Below are 22,595 nucleotides of genomic sequence, written 5' to 3' on the forward strand. Positions count from 1 at the left end.
CGCCCAGCTCGGCGGCCAGCTCGACGGCGGCGCGGAGCAGGGGGACGGCGGGGAGGGTGTCGGCCGGGGTGGGGGTGTGAACAGACCTGGGCAGGCCGAAGCGGGCGGTGAGGACCTCTTCGAAGACGCCGGGCAGGAGTGCGCCGAGGCGGTCGTCGGGGAGCGCGGCCAGCTCGGTCCAGGCGCCCGGGCGGGCGCGCAGGAGAAGCAGGACGCAACCGGTGTGCACGAGGCCGGCGACGGTGCCGGAGGGGTGGCCGGCGAGCTGCTGCCAGACACGCTCGCGGAGCGGCACTTCGGCGAGTTTTCCCTGGTCGCGGAGCCACTGCTCGATGTCGGCGAGCGAGAAGGAAGGGCTGGTCTCGGTGCCGCCGACGGGCTTGGGGAAGTCGGCGTGGCGCCGGCGCCAGTTGCTGACGGCGGCCCTGCCGACCCCGGCGAGCCGGGCGATACCGGCGGCGGTGACCTCTGCCGTGCTCTCTTCGGGCACCTGTCCGTCTCCCCTCGTACGTGTGTGAACACACCGAGCATAGCGCTCGAACCGGTTCACGACGTGAGCGAACTCAAACCCCGTGAACGGTGTTGACTCGGTTCACAGGTTCTGCTGTGATTACTCCATCGGAACACGGAGTCCCGAAAGCGGAGCCCTCACAGCGCCCGGAAGGTGCCACAGCCATGTCTCAGCAGCAGCAGCGCAACTGGTTCGCCCGCCACAAGGTCCTCACCGCCGCCGGCGCGGTCGTCGCGGTCATCGCGATCGGCGCGGCGATGGGAGGGGGCGGCGAGACCGAGTCCCCCAAGGCGGGCGCGAAGCAGGAGCAGCCCGCGAAGCAGGGCGGCGACAAGAAGGCCCCGGAGTCCAAGGCCCCCGAGAAGAAGGCCGTCACGATCGACGGCGACGGGGACTTCGAGGTGGGCGCCGACGTGAAGCCCGGCCTCTACCGCTCCACGGGCAACAAGGACGCGGGCTGCTACTGGGAGCGCGCCAAGGACGCCTCGGGGGAGCCGGACTCGATCCTCGCCAACGACAACGTGACGGGCACGAGCTATGTCGAGGTCAAGGCCTCGGACAAGCTCTTCAAGTCCGCGGGCTGCGGCACCTGGGAGGCCGTCGACGCGAAGGCGAAGGGCACGCCCGGGACGACCCTCAAGGGAGACGGCGGCATGTTCAAGGTGGGCGTCGACATCGCCCCTGGCACGTACAAGTCGACGGGCAACAAGGACGCGGAGTGCTACTGGGAGCGGTCGAAGGACGCGAGCCACGGCACGGACTCGATCCTGGCGAACGACAACGTGACGGGCACGGCCATCGTCAAGGTCACGGCGACGGACGGCTACTTCAAGACGACGACGTGCGGGGACTGGGTGAAGGCGGGCTGAGGCACCACCGGTGCGGGGCGCCGCACAGCACGAGGGCCGCCCACCCGGTGTTCCGGATGAACGGCCCTCGTGCTCAGCAGGATTCGCCCTCGGCAGCGTCCTCAGCGGGACGCGACCGAGGTCAGTTCAGGGTCTCCAGGATCTCGGCGGGGGCCGGCGCGTGCTCCCGGGCCTCGCCGTCGACGGTCCACGAGCCGTTCCACTCGATCCGCCGGACCCGCCCGTGACGGTTCTCGTACTCCACGAAGCTGCCGGGCGCGCCCTCCAGGAGCTCCAGCTCCCTGAGCAGCACGTCGGGGGTGGTGAAACCGCGGAGGTCGCCTTCGCTTCCGCCACCGGTCCTCGTGTTGTCGAACTTCATCCGGAGGAACGGAACGGCCTCGCGAGTCATGTCCGCCGCGTTCAGCATCTTCTTGAAGCGGAAGAACGCCTCCTCCGGGGTCTCGTTCCCGGAGAACTCCCGGACGTACGCGGGGAAGACCCCGACCACGACCTCGTTGAGCTGCTCGTTCCGGCCCACGTAGTAGCCGTGGATCTCGGGCTGGATCGCCACCAGGGCGTCGAAGGCGTACCCCGGGTGGGAGAACCCGGGCACGACCTCGAAGGGGCGGGGGTTCTCCCCGAGCCCGGCACGGTGCTCACGCGCGAACGTGAGCACCGCCCGGGCCAGGTCCTCGTCGAAGGAGTCTCGGGCGTTCACCTGATGGATGCGCGTCCCCTCCGCGTTCATCGCCAGCGAGAACACGAACCGGAACATGGGCGACCAGCGCCACGCGCGCGCGAGGCCAGGAAATTCCTCTACCTTGGGAATTTCCTGTACAGCCCGCTCCACATCAAATGCCACCCTAAGTCTCCTTTAATTCGAGTAGTTGGGACCCGTGTCCTGCCGATAACGCGCCTTCATTTTACCACCGCCACTCGAATTCGCCTTGCGGCGCATCGGATGCATTTTGGAGGCGTCATTGAAGAACTTCGCGCGCTGACTCTTGCTCTGGTTGTATCCCTCGGCGTTCCAATGGTCGACGACCGCGTACGTGTGCTCATACGTCAGCTCGTCGTCAGGAACGATATTACCGTCGTTGTCCAGCCAGTTTCCGTCGCTGTCCTTCCAATTCCTTTCCATTTCCCGGTGGGTGTCCGCCCAGTATCCCGACGGGTACTGGTTGTCGCGGTTGAGCCGGCTCGGATTCGGGTTCGGGTTGGAGCCCATGTGGCCGTTCGCCATGCGCGGCTGGTTTCCGGCCGCGCAGGTGCATGTGGCCGAGTGGGTCGGGTTGCTGCCACCGCAGTTGTGGACCAGGACCGCGGCGCTCGTGTCGACCGCCTGGACCTGATCGCCCGCGAACACGAAGTACGTGTGCAGGCCCTCGATGCTGAGGTCGTACGTGACGCGGTCCGCCTGGTACGACTTCAGTCCGACGACGGCCGCCGGGGCGCCCTCGCCGTTCTGGAGCTTCTGACCGACCTTGAGGTCGCCCGCCTGCGTCCAGGAGTTGCGGGTGGACTCGTAGAACTGGTGGTGCCTGGTGGTCTCGATCGTCTTCCGGCCGGCCTTCGCGACGATGGTGACGTCGACGTAGTCGCGGTCGGTCTGGGTGACGATCACCTTCTTGACCTGGTGCGCCTCCTTGGTCTTCTTGCCGGGCTCGGCCGTGAGGACCTTGTCGCCCGCCTTGACCTTGGAGATCTCCTTGGTCTTGCCGTCGGCCATCAGGACCGGCGTCTTGCCCGTGAAGCTGTGCGGCGTGCCGGCCCGGCGGATCGGGCAGCCGGGACCGGAGCTGTCGCCCGCGGACGCCTTCGACTTCGGGCCGTTGCCCTTGCCCTTCGCACCGAACGCGCCGCCCATGACGGCACCGATCGTCGCCGCCTTCGCGGCTCCGGCGACCGAGCAGCCCTCCTCGCTGTTCACACAGGAGGTGCCGTACTCGACCGCGCCCGTGAGGGCTTCCTCGCCGGCGCTCTCCGCGACGTTCGTCGCGATCTTGCCGGCCGTGCCGGAGAGCAGCTTGCCCGCGGCGCTCGCCGCGAGACGGCCACCGACGCCACCGGCCGCACCGGTGACGGCGCCGATGGCGACCGCGCCGAGGAAGCCGCCGACGGACTTCGGACCGTCGCTCATCATGTAGCCCACGCCGTTGGCCGCGGCACCCGCGAGGGCGGCGCAGCCGATGGCGCCGACACCGGCCGTCAGCGCGGTGCAGCCCGCGAAGACGGCGATGCCCGTGGCCACCGAGGCGATGGTCGAGGCGTGCTGCTTGACGAAGTTGGCTGTCGCTTTCGCAGCCTTCTTGACTGCTTTACCGACCTTCTTGGCTGCCTTGACCACCTTTTTGGCCACGTGTTTGACCGCCTTGGCGACCTTCCGCACGGCCTTCTTGACGTGTTTGACGACCTTGTGGACGACACGCTTCACGCGCTTGTACACGCGTTTGGTGTATCTCTTGACCTTCTTGACGCTGTCGGCGACGTACCGGACCGCCTTTCTGACGGCCCGCTTCGCCCGCTTCACCACCTTCTTGGCGGCCTTCTTGACGACCTTCGCGGCCTTCTTGACGACCTTGGCGGCCTGCTTGACGACCGTCTTCGCCGTGTTGTACGTCGACTTCGCGACGTTCGTGACCTTCTTGGTGACCTTCTTGAAGGCCTTCTTGATGGAGTCGAACCAGTGGCCCGTCGGGTCGACACCCGTCATCGGGTTGCCGTTCGCGTACGCGTACCGGTTCGCGTTCACCGAGTCGGGAAGGGGCGAGTTGCTCGCCGTGTCCCGGTTGCCGAACTGCCCGGTCTCCGGCGAGTACCAGCGCGCGGCCATGTTGACCTTGGCCGTCTGCGGGTCGGTCCACCCCGACTGGTAGCCGAGCGCGCCGGCCATCATCGAGGACTGGACGACCTTGCCGAAGGGCGAGTAGGTCGTCGACCCGGCCAGCGCCTCACCGGAGGCGGTGAACTGGGCGATCACGTCGGTGTGCAGGTCCGTCAGGGCCAGCACCGCGGTGACCGCGCTCTTCACGCCGACGACGGAGCCGTCCGCGTCGCGGCTGTAGGTGGACACACCGTCCGAGGCCACGTCGTTGTCCGTGCCGCTGTACTGGAAGGTGTGGATCGCCGCACCGTCCTCGTTGGCGGTGAGGACCCGGTCGAAACCGTCGTAGGTGTAGGTGCGGTCACCCTCCTGGATCACCCGGTTGAAGGCGTCCGTCTTCATGTTCGTGACGCGGCTCGCGTCGTCCGTCACCGAACTCAGCGAGCCACGCGCGGTGTACGTGTACGTGCTGTGGCCGTCCGACGTCAGCCGGTTCCGGGCGTCGTAGGTGTAGGTGTCGCCACCCACCCGGGTGCGGTTGCCGGACGCGTCGTAGCCGTAGACCTCCGTCGTCGTCCCGTTGTTCCAGGACGCCAGGCGGTCGGCCCAGTCGTACGTGTACGTGTTGGCGGAGGCGCCCACGACGCCGGCCGTCGTCTTCGACGTCATGTTGTCGTTCTCGTCCCACCCGTAGGTGATGGACGAGAGCGTCTTGCCCGTCGGGGACGTCAGCGTGTCGTTGGTCAGACGCTGCAGCTTGTCGTAGCCGAAGCTGCGCTTCGCCTTGCCCGTGCCGTAGCCGACCGACTTGACGTTGCTGTTGACGTCGTAGTCGTACGTCATCGTCGTGCCGGTGGCACCGTCGTTGGTCGTCTTCAGACGACCGGCGGTGTCGTAGCCGTACGTCGACGTGCCGGAGGCGTCCGTCCGGGTGGTCATCGCACCGTCGCCGTTCCAGGCGAAGGACGAGGCACCCGAGGGACCGTTGGCCGTCAGGAGGAGACCGCGGTCGTCGTAGGAGAAGGTGTTCTTCTCCGAACCGAGGCCCGCGATGGCCGTCAGACGGTCGTCCTCGTCATAGGTGTAGGTGTGGTCGGCCGTGGCGGCCTCCGCACCCGCACCCGTCTGCTTGACGAGGCGGCTCTTCGCGTCGTACTCGAAGGAGTTCGTCACCCCGCCAGGGGACCTGGACTCCTTCACCCGCCCGGCGAGGTCGTAGACGGCCGTGAAGGTCCGGTCCGCGACGTTCGGGTGGGTCGGGGTGGAGGGCTCGACCACCGTCTCCGGCATGCCCCACGTGTTGTACGTCGTCAGGAACGGGTTGCCCCGTCCGTCGGTGAACCGGGTCCGGTTGCCCGCGGCGTCGTAGCCGAAGGTCGAGGTGATCGACTCGGTCGCGGAGACCGGCTCGACCGCCTTCGTGATCTGGCCCGCCGCGTCGTACGTGAGGGTCTTGGTGTGCTGACGGTAGTCCGTCACCGAGACCGCGTTGCCCATCCGGTCGTACGACGTACGGGCGGTCCGCAGCACGGCACCCGTCGCGTCCAGGTCCTCGGTCTTCACCAGCTGGCCGAAGCCGTCGAACGTGTTGCGGGTGCTGGTGCCGTCGGGGTCCGTGGACAGGAGCGGCCGGCCGTCCATGTCGTACACGAAGCGCGAGACGCTTCCGGCGGAGTCGGTGACCTCCGTCATCTCGCCCAGCGCGTTGTACTTGTACGACTGGCTCACACCGTTCGGCGAGACGACGCGCGAGAGCTCGCCGCCCGGCGCGTTGTACTCGTTGATCGCCGTGTACGCCCGCTGGGTCGGCTGGCGCACGATGTCCGTGCTGGTCAGCACGCGGCCCAGGTAGTCGTACGTGCTCTCCTGGCGGGCGCCGTTCGGCCGGGTGGCCGACAGCTGGTCGCCGTTCGTGTCGTACGTGTACTTCGTCGTACCGCCGCCCGGCTCGGTGACCGAGGCGAGGTCGCCCAGCTGCGTGTACGAGTAGGTGGTGCGGTTGCCCAGCGGGTCGACCTCGGCCGTGACCTGTCCGAGTTTGTTGTACTCGTTGTAGGACGTGGCCGTGACCGGGGCCGAGGCGCCCGGTGCCAGGTACTGCGGTGTCGTGACCGACGCCTCCTGGCCCTCCGCGTCGTACGCCGTCGTCGTGACGTTGCCGAGCGGGTCCGCCATCTCGGTCGGCTCACCGAAGGTGTTGTACCCGGACATCGTCACCGGACGGACCGAGACGGGCGTCCCGCCGTTCTGCTCCGACATCACCGCGGGCTCGGTGACCGACGTCTGCTGACCGAGCTCGTCGTAGCCGTAGTCCGTGACGTTGCCCGAGGTGTCCGTCTGGGACATCGGCAGACCGCGCTGGTCCAGCTTCCACGTGGTCGTGCGGACCGAGCTGCCCGCCGCCGGCAGGGTGCCGCCCTTGACGGCGGTGACCTGCGCCGCGGTCAGCGCCTCGCTGTAGACCTGGACGTCGTCGATGCCGCCCTTGAACTCGTAGTCGTAGTTCCCGGCGCCCATCTTGTGACGGCCGATCTGGAACGGACCGGTCGCCTCCCAGTTGCCCGAGACCGCGACTTCCTGGGCGAGCGCGCCGTTGACGTACAGCCGCAGCTTGGACGCCTGCGCGTCGTACATGCCGACCAGGTGGGTCCAGGCACCGGCGACCGCCGCCGACGGAGCGGAGACCGCCCGGTCGTAGGCGAGGGGCAGCGCGTCCGTACGCGGACGGGCGAACGCCCAGCCGGTGTTGGCCGCGTAGTACAGCACGAAGCCGTACACACTGCCCGCGTCCTGCGACAGCACCGTGCGGCCCGTGGTCAGGTCGGACAGCTTGGCCCACGCAGAGACCGTGAAGCTGCCCGCCGTGTTCACGACGGGACCCGACGCCTGCGCCCAGGAGTTGACGTCACCGTCGAAGGCGCCGCTGCCGCTCCGGTCGGTGTTCCAGTGCATCCCGGTGCCATGGGTACCGGTGTTGTTGGCGCCGGAGGAGTCCGCGAGGCCGAAGCCCGTGGTCTCGTCCAGCTTGTAGCGGGCCACCGGAGCAGTGGTGCCGTCGTGGACGGTGGTGCCGGTGATGTTGCCCAGGGCGTCGTACCGCGTGTCCGTGGTGGACACGTCACCCGTCGCCGGGTCGCGGTCCGTCTCGGTCACCACGTTGTCGTCGGGGTCGTAGGCGGTGTGCGTGGTCCTGGCGAGCCCGTTGGGGTCGAGGATCTCGGACACCGTGCGGTCGGCCGCGTCGACGGTGAAGGTGGTGCGGGTCTGCCCGTCGTTGGTGACCTGCTCGATCAGGTTGCCGGCGGCGTCGTAGGTGTTGGCCTGCTCCGTGAAGGACTTGCCGGTCGCCGGGTCCTTGCGGAGCACGGAGGCCGACAGGCCGTCGTCGGTGTAGGTGTACGCCGTCTGCCAGCCCATCGAGTCGGTGATCGACGCGAGGCGGCCGGCCGGGTCGTAGGCCCGGGACTCCTGGACGAGGGTGGTCGCCGGCGAGGGGTTGAACGGGTCGCCGATGTGGTTCAGCAGGCTGGTGACGAGCGGCCGGCCCTCGGCGTCGAAGGTGTAGGTGTTGACCGTGCCCGCGGGATCGGTCTCCTTCACCTTGTTGCCGTAGGCGTCGTACTCGAACGACGTGGTGTCGCCGCCCGGGTCCGTCCTGGTCGCCATCAGGTTGTTCGCGTTGTACGTCATCGACGTCACGCGCGCGGTGTCGCCGCCGGTGAGGTCGACGACGCTCTGGGACAGGATGTTGCCGTCCGGGTCGTACGCCGTGGTGGTCCTGGCCTGGTGCCTCGCGCCCGTCACCCGGTTGGTGACGGCCGGCGTGGTCTCGGTCAGGACCTGGTCGTTCTTGTCGTACGTCTGGCTCGTGACGATCCCGGCCGGATTGGCGTCCGAGATCTCCGTCTTGGAGATCTCACGGCCGAGGTTGTCGTACGTGTACTGCACCTTGGCGCCGTTGGCGTCGGTGATCCGCGCCAGGTCGCCGTTCGCGTAGTACGTGTACGTCGTCTTCCGGCCGCCCGGCGTGGTGACCTGCGCCACCAGGCCCGCCGGCGTGACCGCCGTGCCGCCCTCCGCCGCCGGGGTGGTGGCGGTGGTGTACGTGGTGCTCGCGGTCCGGCCGTTCGGGTGCCCGGCCACGGGGGGCGTCGTCACCGACAGCAGGTTGCCGCCGGCGTCGTACGAGTAGCTGGTCAGGTACGCGTTGTCGGTCGGGCCGGTGGAACGGCCGTCCCGCTCGGTGAGCAGCAGGTCGTTCCGCAGGTCCATCGGCGGGAAGGCCGTGGTCGCGTCCGGGTAGTAGGTGTAGTACTCCGTCGAGCACTTGTTGGCCTTCGTGTCCTGGCAGACGGTCTGGGAGACCGCGTTGCCGCGCACGTCGTGGCCGGTGATCGAGCGGTTGCCGTTGGCGTCCGTGATGGTGTGGAGGAAGCCGCCGGTGTCGTACCCGTAGGTGGTGCGGTCGCCCTCGGTGTCGATCGCGGCGAGCAGGCGGTTGCCCATCTCGGCGTCGTACACGTAGGTGAGGGTCTTGTCGCTCGGGTCGGTCAGCTTGACCGTGCGGACCGGCGCGACACCGGAGGACGCCTTGTAGGCGGACCAGTGGGTGGCGACGTCGGCGTCGGTCAGGCCCTTGGCGTGGGCCGCGACCTCGGCGACGGAGCCGGTGAAGTAGCTGACCGCGCCGGGCGAGCTGTGCCAGTTGGTGCCGAAGCCGGCGCCGACGAACGTCCGCGAGGTCGTCTGGTCGTTCGGGGCGCCGGTGCAGGTGCCCTGGCTGACGCCGTCGAGGTAGAGCGTCTGGGTGGTGCCGGTGGCCGACAGGACGGCGTGGTGCCACTTGTCGTCCGTGACCGTGCGCGTGGAGCCCAGGGTCGCCGCGCCGTTGCAGGTGGAGCTCCACCAGTGGCCGTGCAGCTTGTTGTCCGCGCCGACGTAGAGCAGGTTGCTCCAGCTGCCGGTGACTCCGCCCGGGTTGTTCGGGGCGACGCTCTGGTCGCTCATGATCACACCGGGCGCCGCGGTCTTGAACCACAGCTCGACCGAGCGGTCGGTCTTGGCGTGCAGCGGACCGTACGGGATCTCCATGAAGGAGGTGGACCCGTCGAACGTCGACGCGCTCGCGTCACCCGGACCGAAGGGGCCCTCGGCGCCCTGGATGACGTTGTTGTACGTGCCGAAGCCGGTGTTCACCTGGTTCGCGGCCTGCGCCGCGCCCTGGGTGTCGTCCAGGCGCCAGTAGCCGGCCGGGGCGGAGCCCAGGACGGCGGAGCGGTAGACCTGGGACGAGCCGGTGATGGTCGGCGGGTTGAGCTTCCAGGTGCCGCCGTTGCCGTCGGTGGCCTGGAGGACGCGGTCGTCGGTGGTGTCGTAGACGACCGACGCCTGGGTCTTCAGGCCGGGCGTGGTGATCTTCTGGAGCAGTCCGGCCGGCCGGGTGGCGGAGTCGTACTGGGTCTTGATCACGTCGGCCGAGAGCGGCTCGGAGAAGATCGCGACCTCGGCCATCTGGCCGTTGAAGTGCCCGAGCTTGTCGTTGGCGTTCATCGCCGGCCAGCCCATGGTGTTCACACCGGCGCCGAGGGCGATGTACGGCTGCACCCAGTCGTTGATGGTGCCGCCGAGCGAGCCGACCGCCGCACCGTCGAGGTACAGGGTCTGGCTGTTGGCGACACCGGTCAGGACGGCGTTGTGCCACTTGCCGTCGGTGACGACCGGGGTGGACGTGATCGTCGTCATGCAGCCCGGCGACATGGCCAGGCAGCCGCGCAGCTTGCCGTCGGTGCCCACGTACACCGCGGGGGTGTTCTTCGTGGTGTTGGCCACCGGGTCGGGGTCGCTGAGGGGCTTGTCGCCGTAGTAGAAGAGCACGCCTCCGGCGGTGCTCGTCCTGAACCACAGCGAGACGGAGGTGTACGAGGGCGTGGCGCCCGGCGCGGCCGGCATCTCGACGTACGAGGTGGTGCCGTTGAAGCCCGCCGCCTTCTGGGTGGAGCCCGCGAGGGGGCCCGTCCCGCCCAGCGTCACGTTCTTGTACGTGCCGTTGTACTGGCCCTGGTTCGCGTCGAGGGCGTCCTTCGCGACGGTGCCCGACGTCTCGCCGAGCCGCCAGTAGGCGAACGGGTCGGCGTCGAGGACCGTGGTGCGGTAGTGGTTGCCGGTGGCGTAGGTGTACGTCGTGCACTTGGACCAGTCGGCCGGCGGGCACACCTTGGTAAGCTGGTCACCGGTGTAGGTGTACTGCCACGTCTGGGCCGAGCTCGCGTCGCCGACCGTGGCCGGGTCGGTGTAGACGGTCTGGACGTGCCAGGCGGTGGCCGTGGCCGGCTGGTACCAGGTCAGGCCCAGGTTCCGCTTGGAGACCTCGTTCGTGATCTTCGTGAGGCGCTTGGCGGCGTCGTACGAGAAGGTCTCCGTGCGGCCGGCGTAGTCCTTGATGGTCTTCAGCGCGTAGGTGCCGGCCTTCGCGGTCGCCTGGGTGAAGGCGTACTCCGTGAAGTCCTTGTCGGTGAGCGCGTAGCCGCCGGTGACGGCCGCGAGACGCGCGTAGCGGCCCAGCGGGGGCACGAAGGTGCCGTCCGAGTTCCGGCCGAAGGCGACCTGCTCACCACCCGGGTAGGTGATGATCACGCTGGTGAGGGCGCCGCTGCCGTCCTTGGCCTCGACGGCCTTCATGTCGCCGATCGTCGACCAGCCGGCGCCGAACGCGGAGTCCACGCGGGGGTCGAGGCTGTTGTAGGAGCGCTCGATCTCCAGCGACGGGCCGATCACCGGCACGTCGGCGTCGGTGTCCTCGGTCGTGTAGTTGCCGTCCGAGGGGTCGAACTCGTGCCCGTCGGTGTTCATCGACAGGCCCGAGGTGACCGGCGGCTGCGGCACGGCCGTGGTGAAGCGGCTGCCTTCCACGACGGCCGAGGTGCCGTCGCTGGCCTCCACGTACCAGTCGTAGTTCTTCGACCACTTCAGCGTGCCGGCGGGTATCTTCCAGCTGCCCTTGGCGATCGTGCCGGAGGTGGCCACCAGCGTGGGGGTACCGGTGGCGTCGCCGTCGTAGACCTCGAAGGTGTAGGACAGGGGGTTGGGGCCCTTGTCGGCGTCGCTCGCGTAGACGAGCAGCTCCGGCTGGAGGGTGTTCGCCTGGAAGTTGGCCGGCGGGTACTGGGCGTTGATCTGCGGCGCCGAGTTCGGCGTGTAGGTCAGGTCCAGGGCCGGGCGGAAGCCGGCGGTCGCCGAGTTGTCCGAGTGGAACTTCTTCCAGTGGAGCATGTCGTTGGTCGGCGCGGTGAGCGCGAGACCGTGGTTCGCGGCCCCGCCGGCGACGTTGTTGAACCACGTCGTGTTGAGCGAGACCGGCATGCGCACGCCGACGCTCGCCGAGCCGGAGCTGTTGGAGCAGGAGGCTCCGGGCGCCGGGGTGGCGGTGCCGATCGCGGCGCCGAAGGACGGGCCGGGGTACGCCGTGACGGCGGACGGCGCCCACGACTGCGTGATCGGGTGCACTGAGAACGACTGGGCCGCGCAGGTCGAGGACCACAGGGCGTACACGTTGAGGGTGGCGGCGGTGACCCGCTGCCCCGCGAGCGTGGTGCCGAGGGAGTTGAACTGCAGGAACGAGTTCGTCTTGTTGGTGCCCGAGTCGTACGAGCCGACCTTGATCTGGGTCTCGGTGGAGTGGTCCCCGCCGATGGTGTTCTGCGTGTACGTCGAGTTCGACGCGGTCACCGTCGGGTCGACGGTCACCGGGTAGACGCGCGCGGGGTCGTCGAGCCAGGCGCGGTCGGCGGTCATCCGCAGGGCGGGCTGCCCGTCGGCCTTGCCGTCGACGGTCGTCAGCTCGTAGGTGACGGCGCGGGACTGGGCGCGGTCGCCGGAGCGCGGGTCGACCTTGGAGTCCTCCATGTACGCGTGCGGGATGGTCGCGGTGACCCTGCCGTCGGCGTCGGTGAACTCCACGTCGCCGTCGGCGGCGACGCGGGGGGTGAGTCCCTTGAGGTCGAGCGGGAAGACCCAGGAGTTACCGGCCCGCGGGGAGCGCAGGACGACGTTCTCCTTGAAGCCCTCGGCGAGCGGCACGAGCTGCACGTCGGTCTCGGGGAGGACCCCGGCGTACGTGAGGCCGCCGTCGGCGTCGACGGTGGGCTCGGTCTTCGCCGCGTCCCGCAGGGCGTAGGCGAGGGAGCGGCCCTTGCCGAAGTCGACGGAGGCGAGGGCCTTGTCGGCGGCGGTCGGCGCGAACTCGACGTCGAGGGAGTTGGCCGTCTGCTGGAGACGTCCGTCCTTGTCCTCGGTCAGGCTCGTGTCGATGGCCTTCCACGTGCCGTCCGCGGCCTTGAAGTTGGTGCGGCCGGGGTAGTGGCGGACGGTGGTGGAGCCGTCGGCGTTGACGTAGTGGTCCGAGGTGGCCGTGGACTTCTTCGCGTCACGCTTGCTGGTGCGCGCGTCGAAGCTCTTGGCGCCGCCCGGCGCCTTGCCGGTGCGGACCTCGGCGGGGTCGTCGGTCTCCCGCTCGAAGAGCGGGAGCTCGCCCTTGCCCTTGCCGGGCTTGCGGCCGGCCTCGCCCTCAAGGCTCGTGGCGTCGGAGGAGGCGTCGTGGCTCTTGCCACGGGCCGTGCCGCCCTGCTGGTCGGGAGTGTCGAGAGGGCTCTCGCTCACCCACTTCCACAGCCCCGAGAGGGAGAGCTTGGGCATCTTCACCGGTTCGAGCGTGACGCCCGCGGCGAGCGCCGACTCGGTGGTGAGCATGAGGAACAGGGAGATCAGTACGGAAAGAGCCGTAGCCCTCAACCTGCGTCTGCCGGTGCGACCCGGTGGGAACAGGCGAGGGCTACGGACCCGGCGTATACGCATGGGCCAGCCTTTACTAACACGATGCTTACAAAGCCTCGCGAGCCTGCCCGATGACAGATCACCAGTTCACACCAGGGTGCCGAACTTTACCTTGCCTTTACCCAATGGACGGAACCCTTCCGGACAACTCGTCCCGAGGTGTGCGCCAGGGCCCACCGATCCGTCAGCCCTCGCGGGCCAGCCGCTTCACCGTCGCCGCGATGTCGCCCTCCAGCGACGCCCCGGGCGCCACCCGGACCAGGTTGTCGTGGGCCGCGCCGCCCGCCTCACCGACCGTCACGAACCGGACCTTCGGGTTCTTTTCCACCGCCGCTTCGGCGGCTGCCACCTGCGGGGCGCCCGAGGCGACGACGATCTCGCAGTCCCGCTGCACCAGACCGTTGAGGAACGGGCGGGCGTTCTCCACCGTCTTCTCGCCCATCACCGGTACGAACGTCACGCGGATGCGCTTGTCCAGCGACGCCGCCTGCATCCCCTCCCAGACGGGGGCCGCCGGTGCCCCGGTCACGATGCCGCGGTCGTCGGTCAGCAGACAGGCGTCGTAGTCCTGGTAGGCGCGGGCCCGGGTGTCGGGCGGGGTGCCCGGCCGGTCCGAGCCGGCGAACAGCCAGGCGCCGACGAGTCCGAGGGCGAGGACCAGGACCGAGCCGAGGGCCCAGCCGGCCCGGCCGCGCAGCGCCCCGGCTCCGGCGGCCAGCAGCCCGGGAATCCGGGCCGCCCCGGACTCCGCCGCCTCCCTCTTGGCCGCCTCCCGCTCGGTGACGCGCCAGGCACGACGGGTCTTCACCGGCCGGCCTCCTTGACGGTGAGGCAGTGCGCCGCCGCGCCCAGGGTCGAGGCCGTGAGCAGCACCAGGTCGAGGAGGTACGCGAAGCCGTGGGTCTCCTCGGGCGTCAGCGCGATCTGGAGGCACCAGCCGACCGAGGCGGCCGTGAACAGCAGCGCGGCGAGCCGGTCGTTCCGCGTCCCGCGCCGCAGGGCGAGCGTGAGGGAGGGGACGAATCCGAGGACGCCGAGGCTCAGCAGCGGCACCAGGGCGAGCCCGACCCTGGCCGGCCGGCCGGGCAACTCCTTGGGGCGCGGGGACTCCGCGCCCTTCTCCAAGCGGACGGCCTGGTTCACGATTCGCGAGACCTCTCACGGAGGCGCACGCCGGGGGTGGGGCGCACGGGTGTACGACAGGGGACGCCGTACGGTACATCCCCCGTCGCGAAGATCACCCCCGGGGTCCGCTCCCCGGCGGCGCCCCGTAGGCCTCAGACGCGGTGCCGCACCCACACGTTGGGCTCGACGTAGACCGCGTACCCGCGCGAGGCCTCGCAGTGGACGGGCACGAGCGCGCCCTCGACCTCGACCGGGCCGTCCGCGTCGAAGGGGAGGCCGGTCCACGCGCGCCACTGCTCGACCGAGCCGGAGACGGTCATCGAGGCCGGGGCCACCGCCTCGATGACACCGCCCGCGCGCACATGGACGCGCAGCCAGGCGTCGTGCGGCAGGCCGTCGGCCTCCCGGGTGCGGAACGCGTACTCGTGGATGGAGGACGCGGACTCCAGGTGCTTGCCGTTGGGGCGGACCGGGGCGACCAGCTCGGAGAACCCGCGCCGCGCGACGTTGTCCCGCATCGCGGCCAGCATCCGGTGCGAGAGACCCTGGCCGAGGGCGCTCGTGTCGACCGTGATCTCGATGGCGCTGACGGTGTCGGCCTCGCGGCCGTGCTTCAGGTCGGAGAACGCCCAGAGCAGCACCTCGTCCCAGCCGCGCGCGGGCAGCTCGCGGCGCCCGTCCACGTCCAGGCGGAAGGGAACGCTGAAGCCGCGGGCGACGACCTTGCCCTCGGCGTCGGTGGCGACGAGCACGTACTCCGGCAGCTCACGCACGATCCGCCCGATGTTCGCCCAGCCCACCGGGTCGTACATCATGAACTCGGGCCAGAGGTCGCGCATGCCCCACATCGGCCCTTCCAGTTCGGGGCGCTCGGCAAGGGTCGATATGTTCAGGTCCATGCGGGCAGGTTAAAGATCATCCGCTGCCGCGCCAACAGGTTTTCCGCCCCCTCGCGGGCGCTACGGAAGTTTCTGCCGCGGGCAGGTGGCGAGGACCCGCCTCATCGCGTCCCGCTCGCCGCCCGTCACCCACACCCCGTACTTCTTCTTCACGGCGATCTGCCGCGCCACGTACGTGCAGCGGTACGCCTTGTTCGGCGGCAGCCAGGTCGCCGCGTCGCCGTCGGACTTGCGGCGGTTGGTGGAGGCGTCGACGGCGAGCAGGTTGAGCGGGTCGTTGGCGAACCGGCGCCGGGTCTCCGGGTCCCACGTGCCCGCGCCCTTCTGCCAGGCGTCGGAGAGCGCGACGACGTGGTCGATGTCGACCTTGCTTCGCCCGCGGACGAAGCGGACGGTCGTCCCGGTGTACGGGTCGTCGGTGAGCGTGCCGGAGGCGACCGCGCAGCGCCCGTCGGTGAACCGGACGCCGGTCAGGTCGCGCTTGAGTATGTCGTCCCGGGTCCCGCAGCCGTTGCCGTCGACGTCCGCCCAGGCCCGCCCGAACTTCTCCCGCTCGTAACCGGTCTTCGGCGCCCGCCCCTTCACCGTGAGCGTCTCCACGGCGGCGAGTGCGGTTCCCCGCGCGGCCGGCTCGCCGCCCGCGCCACCGCCGGATCCCGGAGCGTCGGCTCCGGGCGAACAGGCGGTGGCGATGAGCGCGGCGACGGCAAGCGCCGAGGAGACCAGGGTCGTTCGAATCGTCCGCTCTGCAAGCATTCGGGAATCCTAGGGGGTGTCCTGCCGATCAGGCCGGGCTCGCGGCCTGATCCGGCCTGATCGACAGGACACCCCCTGGGCCGCGCGGGCCCGCGGAGGGGCGCGGCCCCGGCCGGCCCTTCGCCCCCTCAGACCTTGCCGATGCCCAGGGTGTTCTCCGACGGCAGCAGGCCGGAGCCGATCGCGGCCAGCCAGGGGCCGCCGAGCAGTTCCGCGAGGCGGGCGGTGCCGTCCGGGCCGAGGGTGGCCCAGGGGGCGGCGGCGAGTTCGTCCGTGCGCCGCTCGACCTCGGCGCGCAGGGTGCGGCCCGCCTCGGTGGCGCCCCCGTCGGCGGTCAGGAGGCCGCGGGCGGTGAGGCGGGTGCGCGCCGCCGCCCATTCCTCGCCGCTCCAGCCGCGGCTCTCGAAGACGGGCTCCGGCGCGGCGCCGATCGCCGCGAAGGAGACGAGCGACTCGACCGGGTCGAGCCCCGCGTCGGCAAGGGCGTCGAGGTGCCCGTCGCCCCGGTGTTCGCGCAGGATCGTCGCGGACTGCCAGAGGACCAGGTGCGGGGCCTCGGGCCGGGGCAGGGCGGCGTTGGCGGCGGCGAGCGGGCGGGAGACGAGGGGCTCGGAGGCCGCCGTCGCGCCGTCGGCGGCGGTGCGGGCGAGTGCGGCGGCCTCGGCGAGTCCGGGGCTCGCGAGGAGCTCCTCGCCCAGGACGGCCCGGTAGGTGCGGTCGACGGCCCGGAGCCGCGCGGCGAGGACCTCGGCCGGGGCTGCGGTCTCCCAGGCGGCGGGGACGTAACGGGCGATCATCGCGGGACTGAAGCTGTGGAAGGTGTCCGCCACCCGCTCCGGGCCCGCGGGGCCGAGGGGTGCGGCGCGCCACGCGAAGTAGGCGGGCCAGCGCTCGGAGGTGTCGTAGCCGAGTGCGGCGGCCTCGTCGAAGGCCTCGGGGGCGTAGTAGAGCAGGGCGTGCAGGGGTTCGAGCAGGTGCCACATCTGACGTACGCGTCCGGGTTCCACGGCGGGCTCCTCTTCACTCGCACAGAATCTAGTCACTGACTAGATGGTGCTCCGCGGCTCCGAACTTGTCAATGCCTAGATTGGGGCTAGGCTCCTCCCATGACCCGCACGAGCCGGAGCTCCTACCACCACGGCGGCCTGCGGCAGGCCGTCCTCGACGCCGCCCTCGACGTCATCGCCGCCGAGGGCCCCGGGGCGCTCAGCCTCCGCGACCTCGCGCGCCGCGCGGGCGTCTCGCACGCCGCACCCGCCCACCACTTCAAGGACCGCACCGGACTCCTCACCGCCCTCGCGACCGAGGGGTACGGGCTCCTCGCCGAGGCCCTCGCCGCCGCTCCCGAACTACGCGAACGCGGAGTGCGGTACGTGCGGTTCGCGGTCGAGCACCCCGCCCACTTCCAGGTCATGTTCCAGCCGGAGCTGCTGCGCGCCGACGACCCGGACCTGCTCGCCGCCAAGGAACGCGCGTCCGCCGAACTCCGCGCCGGCGTCGCCGGCCTGACGGAGGTCCCCGACGCCCGCACGGCGGGCATCGCGGCCTGGTCGCTGGCGCACGGTTTCGCGACGCTGCTCCTCACCCACAACGTGACGGGGGCACTGGGCGACCGCGACCCCGAGGAGTACTTCCGCTCCCTGACCGGCCTGCTCTTCACCGGCCAACTCCCGCCGGAGCAGGAGGGGAAGCGGGAATAGCCCGCGTCGGTCAGCAATTGACGGAGAACATGAGAACCTCGAACACCCTCCGTCGCACCGCCACAGCCCTGCTCACCACGGCGGCCATCGCCTTAGCCCCCACCGCCCTCGCCGCCCCCGACCACCCGGGATCCGGATCGCCCTGGCGCGGCGCCTGGGCCGCGTCCCCGCAGGCGCCGACCGCGCCGTTCGGCCCCAACTGGTCCGAGCAGGGCTTCGACAACCACACCGTGCGGCAGGTCGTCCGCGTCACGGCCTCCGGTACGCGGGCCCGGATCGAGCTGAGCAACCGTTACGGCACCACCCCGCTGCGCGTCACCGGCGCGACCGTCGCCCGTACGGCCAAGGGCGGCGCGGTGCAGGCCGGTTCGGTCCGCACCCTGCGCTTCGACGGACGCGCGTCGGCCACGGTCCCGGCCGGCGGGACCCTCCTCAGCGACGGCGCGCCGCTCCCGGTCAAGGCCTTCGAGTCCCTGACCGTCACCCTGTACCTGGCGGGCGGGACCGGCCCCGCCACCTTCCACCACTTCGCCGGCGCCACCGCCTACCGGGCCGACGGCGACCACCGCGCGGACCTGTCCGGCTCCGCCTTCACGGAGACGAGCACGTCCTGGTACTACCTGTCGGGCGTCGAGGTCACCGGCGGCCGTGACACCGCCCGCCGCGACGGCATCGTCACCTTCGGCGACTCGATCACCGACGGCGTGGGCGCCGCTACGGACGCGGACAACCGCTACCCGGACGAGCTCGCCGAGCGCCTCGCCGCGGCCGGCAGCCCGCGCGCGGTCCTCAACCACGGGATCGCGGGCAACCAGGTCGTCAACGACACGACCTGGGCCGGCGAGAAGGCCCTGACCCGCTTCCGCGAGGACGTCCTGAACGAGCGGGGCGTCCGCACGGTCGTCCTCCTCGAAGGCATCAACGACATCGGCGGCAGCACGGTGGACTCCCCCGCCGCGCCCACCCCCGACGTCTCCGTCACCGAACTGATCAAGGGCCACCAGACCCTGATCCGCCAGGCCCACGCCAAGGGCCTGAAGGTGATCGGCGCGACCCTGACCCCGGTCAAGGGCTCCTTCTACGACACCCCGGCCAACGAGGCCAAGCGCGACGCCTTCAACACCTGGGTCCGCACCTCGGGCGCGTACGACGCGATCGTCGACCTCGACCACGCGGTCGCCGACCCGACGGACCCCGACCGCATCCTCCCGGCCTACGACTCGGGTGACGGCCTCCACCCGAACGACGCGGGCTACCGCGCGATGGCCGGGGCGCTGGACCTCGACGAGCTGTAGTCGCCGGCCGGGGTGCGCCGGGACCGGCCCGCGCACCCCGGCCGCGCGCCCCGCGGGGTGCGCGGAAACCGGCCCGCGCACCCCGCGGACCCGGCCCGCGTCCCCTACGACCCCAGGATCGTCGTCAGGAACTCCCCGGTCCACGCGAGCAGTTCGCGGCCCACCACCGGCTTCCCGCCGATCTTGCCCGACGTCGGGCGCGGCACCAGGATCTGGTGGACGGCCGGCTTGATGACCGTCCGCGGGTAGAGCCGCTTCAGGCGGAGCTCCTGCGACTCGCGCAGTTCCACCGGGGCGAACCGGATGTTCGGACCCTGGAGGACGATCTCGCCGACGCCGCACGCGCGCGCCAGCATGCGCAGGCCCGCCACCAGGAGGAGGTTCTCCACCGGTTCCGGCAACTTGCCGTAGCGGTCCGTGAGTTCCTCGCGGACCGCCCTGATGTCCTCCTCCGAGTTCGCCGAGGCGATCGAGCGGTAGGCCTGGAGGCGGAGCCGCTCGCCCGGTGCGTAGTCGTGCGGCATGTGGGCGTCGACCGGCAGCTCGATCTTGACCTCCAGCGGGGCCTCCTCCTCCACCCCGCCCTCCATCTGCGCCCGGTAGTCCGCGACCGCCTCGCCGACCATCCGGACGTACAGGTCGAAGCCGACGCCCGCGATGTGGCCGGACTGCTCGCCGCCGAGCAGGTTGCCCGCGCCGCGGATCTCCAGGTCCTTCATCGCCACGTACATGCCCGCACCCATCTCGGTGTGCTGGGCGATCGTCGCGAGCCGCTCGTGCGCGGTCTCGGTGAGCGGCTTCTCCGGCGGGTACAGGAAGTACGCGTAGCCGCGCTCCCGGCCACGGCCGACACGGCCGCGCAGCTGGTGGAGCTGCGAGAGACCGAAGTTGTCGCCGCGCTCGACGATCAGGGTGTTGGCGTTGGAGATGTCGATGCCCGACTCGACGATGGTCGTCGAGACGAGCACGTCGAACTTCTTCTCCCAGAAGTCGACGACGACCTGTTCCAGGGCCGATTCGGACATCTGGCCGTGGGCCGTCGCGATCCGCGCCTCGGGGACGATCTCGCGCAGCCGCGCCGCCGCCCGGTCGATCGAGTCGACCCGGTTGTGGATGTAGAAGACCTGGCCCTCGCGCAGGAGTTCACGCCGGATCGCGGCGCCGATCTGCTTCTCCTCGTACGGGCCCACGAAGGTGAGGACCGGGTGGCGCTCCTCCGGCGGGGTGGTGATGGTCGACATCTCGCGGATGCCGGTGACCGCCATTTCGAGCGTACGGGGGATGGGGGTCGCCGACATGGTCAGCACGTCGACGTTGGCGCGGAGCTTCTTCAGCTGCTCCTTGTGCTCGACGCCGAAGCGCTGCTCCTCGTCGACGATGACCAGGCCCAGGTCCTTGAACCTGGTCTCGGAGGCGAAGAGGCGGTGGGTGCCGATGACGACGTCGACCGAGCCCTCCCGCATGCCCTCCAGGGTCGCCTTCGCCTCCGTGTCCGTCTGGAAGCGGGACAGGGCCCGCACCTTCACCGGGAACTGGGAGTACCGCTCGGAGAAGGTCCCGAAGTGCTGCTGCACGAGCAGCGTCGTCGGTACGAGGACCGCGACCTGCTTGCCGTCCTGCACCGCCTTGAAGGCCGCGCGGACCGCGATCTCCGTCTTGCCGTAGCCCACGTCGCCGCAGATCAGACGGTCCATGGGGACGGTCTTCTCCATGTCCTCCTTCACCTCGGCGATGGTGGACAGCTGGTCGGGCGTCTCCGCGTACGGGAAGGCGTCCTCCAGCTCGCGCTGCCACGGGGTGTCCGGGGCGAAGGCGTGCCCGGGGGCCGCCATCCGCGCCGAGTACAGCTTGATGAGGTCCGCCGCGATCTCCTTGACGGCCTTCTTCGCGCGCGCCTTCGTCTTCGTCCAGTCCGCGCCGCCGAGCCGGTGCAGGGTCGGCGCCTCGCCGCCCACGTACTTGGTGACCTGCTCCAGCTGGTCGGTCGGGATGTACAGCCGGTCGCCGGGCTGGCCGCGCTTGGCGGGGGCGTACTCGACGAGGAGGTACTCGCGGGTCGCGCCCTGCACGGTCCGCTGGACCATCTCCACGTACCGGCCGACGCCGTGCTGCTCGTGCACGATGTAGTCGCCGACCTCCAGGGTCAGCGGGTCGATGGTCTTGCGGCGCTTGGCCGGCATCCGCTGGCCGTCCTTGCCGGCCGCCTTCTGGCCGGACAGGTCGGTCTCGGTGAGGACGGCGAGCTTGAGGGCCGCGTCGACGAAGCCGTAGTCGATGGAGCCGGTCGACACGTGCACGACCGACGGGGAGATCTCCGTCAGGTCCGCGTCGAGGCGGGCCGCGATGCCCTCGCCGCCGAGGACCTCGACCGTACGGGTCGCGGGGCCGTGGGCCTCCGTGACATAGACCGTGCGCCAGCCGTCGGCCAGCCAGCCCTTGGTGTCGGCGAGCGCGCGTGCGGTGTCGCCGCGGTACGACTCGGGGGCGTGCATGCCGAGCGCGAGGGTGTCCCCGTCGGCGCCGTCGGCCGTCGCGTCCGCCGCGAACGGCGACACCGACCACCAGGACATCCCCAGCTCGCGCGCCCGGTCCCGGACGTCCGCGATCCCCCACAAGGAGGCCGCGCCGACGTCGATCGGGGCCTCGCCGCCGCCGGCCGTGGCCGCCCAGGACGCCTGGAGGAACTCCTGTGACGTCGCCACCAGGTCCGAGGCCCGGGTCCGCACCCGCTCAGGGTCGCAGACCACGGCCATGGCGCCCTTCGGGAGGACGTCGAGCAGCAGCTCCATGTCGTCGACGAGGACCGGCGCGAGGGACTCCATGCCCTCGACGGCGATGCCCTCCGCGATCTTGTTGAGGAGCTCGCCCAGTTCCGGGTGCTCCTCGGCGAGCGCCGCCGCCCGCTGCCGTACGTCGGCGGTGAGCAGCAGCTCACGGCAGGGCGGCGCCCAGAGTCCGTGCTCGGCCACTTCGAGGGACCGCTGGTCGGCGACCTTGAAGTACCGGATCTCCTCGACGTCGTCGCCCCAGAACTCGATCCGGAGCGGGTGCTCCTCGGTCGGCGGGAAGACGTCCAGGATGCCGCCGCGCACGGCGAACTCGCCGCGCTTCTCGACCAGCTCCACCCGGGAGTACGCGGCGGCCGCGAGGCCCTCCACGATCTCGTTCAGGTCGGCCGTCTGCCCGCTCCGCAGCGCCACGGGCTCCAGGTCCCCGAGGCCCTTGACCTGCGGCTGGAGCACGGATCGGATGGGGGCGACGACGACGCTCACCGGGCCGGCCGCCGGGTCGTCGTCCCGCGGGTGCGCGAGGCGGCGCAGTACGGCGAGACGGCGGCCGACGGTGTCGGAGCGGGGCGAGAGCCGCTCGTGCGGCAGGGTCTCCCAGGAGGGGTACTCGACGACGGTGTCCGGGTCGAGCAGTGACCGCAGCGCGGCGGCGAGGTCCTCGGCCTCCCGCCCGGTCGCGGTCACCGCGAGCACCGGCCGCCCCGAGTCCCGGGCGAGCGCGGCGACGGCGAAGGGCCGGGCGGCCGCGGGACCGACCAGATCCACGTGCGGGCGGTTCCCGTCGGCGGCGGCCTTCACCGCCTCGGCGAGGGCCGCGTCCTTGACGACGACATCGAGCAGACCGTGCAGGCTCATGAAGCTTTCCATCCCGAGGGGTGACGGGGGCGGGCAACGCGAACAGCCCGACACGTCGCACGGGCCGGGGTGTCCAGCGTACGACGCGCCACAGACACCCGCTCCCGTAACACGACCCGTCCGCCCCGCCCGAACCCGAGCCGAGCCCCGCAGGGCCCGGG

At 70.7% G+C, this 22,595-nt stretch carries 12 protein-coding genes; 3 read left to right on the forward strand and 9 right to left on the reverse strand.

Annotated elements, in window-relative coordinates:
- Window positions 1-490 (reverse strand): helix-turn-helix transcriptional regulator (locus tag AOK00_RS11625; protein ID WP_367870031.1); only part of this gene is annotated, 490 nt, incomplete at its 3' end.
- A 185-nt stretch (window positions 491-675) separates the two neighbouring features.
- Between AOK00_RS11625 and AOK00_RS11630 the strand changes: the two genes are divergently transcribed.
- A complete protein-coding gene (locus AOK00_RS11630; RefSeq protein WP_055600235.1) occupies window positions 676-1,380 on the forward strand; it encodes a hypothetical protein in 705 nt (234 codons plus the stop codon).
- Window positions 1,381-1,501: 121 nt separating this feature from the next.
- Here the strand turns inward: AOK00_RS11630 and AOK00_RS11635 are convergent, their stop codons facing one another.
- The 7 genes from AOK00_RS11635 to AOK00_RS11665 all read right to left on the reverse strand — a co-directional run bounded on the left by AOK00_RS11635 (window position 1,502) and on the right by AOK00_RS11665 (window position 16,778).
- Complete coding sequence (locus tag AOK00_RS11635) at window positions 1,502-2,137, reverse strand: hypothetical protein (RefSeq protein ID WP_055600236.1); 636 nt, start codon at window positions 2,135-2,137, stop codon at window positions 1,502-1,504.
- Window positions 2,138-2,236: 99 nt separating this feature from the next.
- Complete coding sequence (locus AOK00_RS11640) at window positions 2,237-12,931, reverse strand: LamG-like jellyroll fold domain-containing protein (RefSeq protein ID WP_254047331.1); 10,695 nt, start codon at window positions 12,929-12,931, stop codon at window positions 2,237-2,239.
- A 268-nt stretch (window positions 12,932-13,199) separates the two neighbouring features.
- Complete coding sequence (locus AOK00_RS11645; RefSeq protein ID WP_055600238.1) at window positions 13,200-13,823, reverse strand: hypothetical protein; 624 nt, start codon at window positions 13,821-13,823, stop codon at window positions 13,200-13,202.
- Window positions 13,820-14,158 (reverse strand): hypothetical protein, encoded by a 339-nt coding sequence (locus tag AOK00_RS11650; protein ID WP_055600239.1) that lies wholly within the window; start codon window positions 14,156-14,158, stop codon window positions 13,820-13,822. Before AOK00_RS11650 ends, AOK00_RS11645 begins: the two co-directional genes overlap by 4 nt.
- Before the next feature lie 134 nt (window positions 14,159-14,292).
- Complete coding sequence (locus AOK00_RS11655; RefSeq protein WP_055600240.1) at window positions 14,293-15,039, reverse strand: hypothetical protein; 747 nt, start codon at window positions 15,037-15,039, stop codon at window positions 14,293-14,295.
- 60 nt (window positions 15,040-15,099) lie between these two features.
- Window positions 15,100-15,795, reverse strand: coding sequence for an HNH endonuclease family protein (locus AOK00_RS11660; protein ID WP_055600241.1), 696 nt, complete (start codon window positions 15,793-15,795; stop codon window positions 15,100-15,102).
- Window positions 15,796-15,923: 128 nt separating this feature from the next.
- Window positions 15,924-16,778 (reverse strand): SCO6745 family protein, encoded by an 855-nt coding sequence (locus AOK00_RS11665; RefSeq protein WP_055600242.1) that lies wholly within the window; start codon window positions 16,776-16,778, stop codon window positions 15,924-15,926.
- Between the two features lie 123 nt (window positions 16,779-16,901).
- Here AOK00_RS11665 and AOK00_RS11670 point away from each other — a divergent pair, with 123 nt between their 5' ends.
- Both AOK00_RS11670 and AOK00_RS11675 read left to right on the forward strand, forming a co-directional pair.
- On the forward strand, window positions 16,902-17,495 hold the full coding sequence (locus AOK00_RS11670) for a TetR/AcrR family transcriptional regulator (RefSeq protein ID WP_055600243.1): 594 nt from the start codon (window positions 16,902-16,904) through the stop codon (window positions 17,493-17,495).
- A gap of 29 nt (window positions 17,496-17,524) precedes the next feature.
- Window positions 17,525-18,790 (forward strand): SGNH/GDSL hydrolase family protein, encoded by a 1,266-nt coding sequence (locus tag AOK00_RS11675; protein WP_055600245.1) that lies wholly within the window; start codon window positions 17,525-17,527, stop codon window positions 18,788-18,790.
- Window positions 18,791-18,894: 104 nt separating this feature from the next.
- On the opposite strand, the gene mfd is transcribed toward AOK00_RS11675, so the two are convergent.
- Window positions 18,895-22,434: a transcription-repair coupling factor gene (gene mfd / locus AOK00_RS11680; RefSeq protein WP_055600244.1), complete on the reverse strand. Its 3,540-nt coding sequence runs from the start codon at window positions 22,432-22,434 to the stop codon at window positions 18,895-18,897.
- Window positions 22,435-22,595 lie beyond the last annotated feature (161 nt).

Origin of the sequence: Streptomyces aureus (genome assembly GCF_001418135.1) — a bacterium.
Lineage (GTDB): Bacteria > Actinomycetota > Actinomycetes > Streptomycetales > Streptomycetaceae > Streptomyces > Streptomyces aureus_A.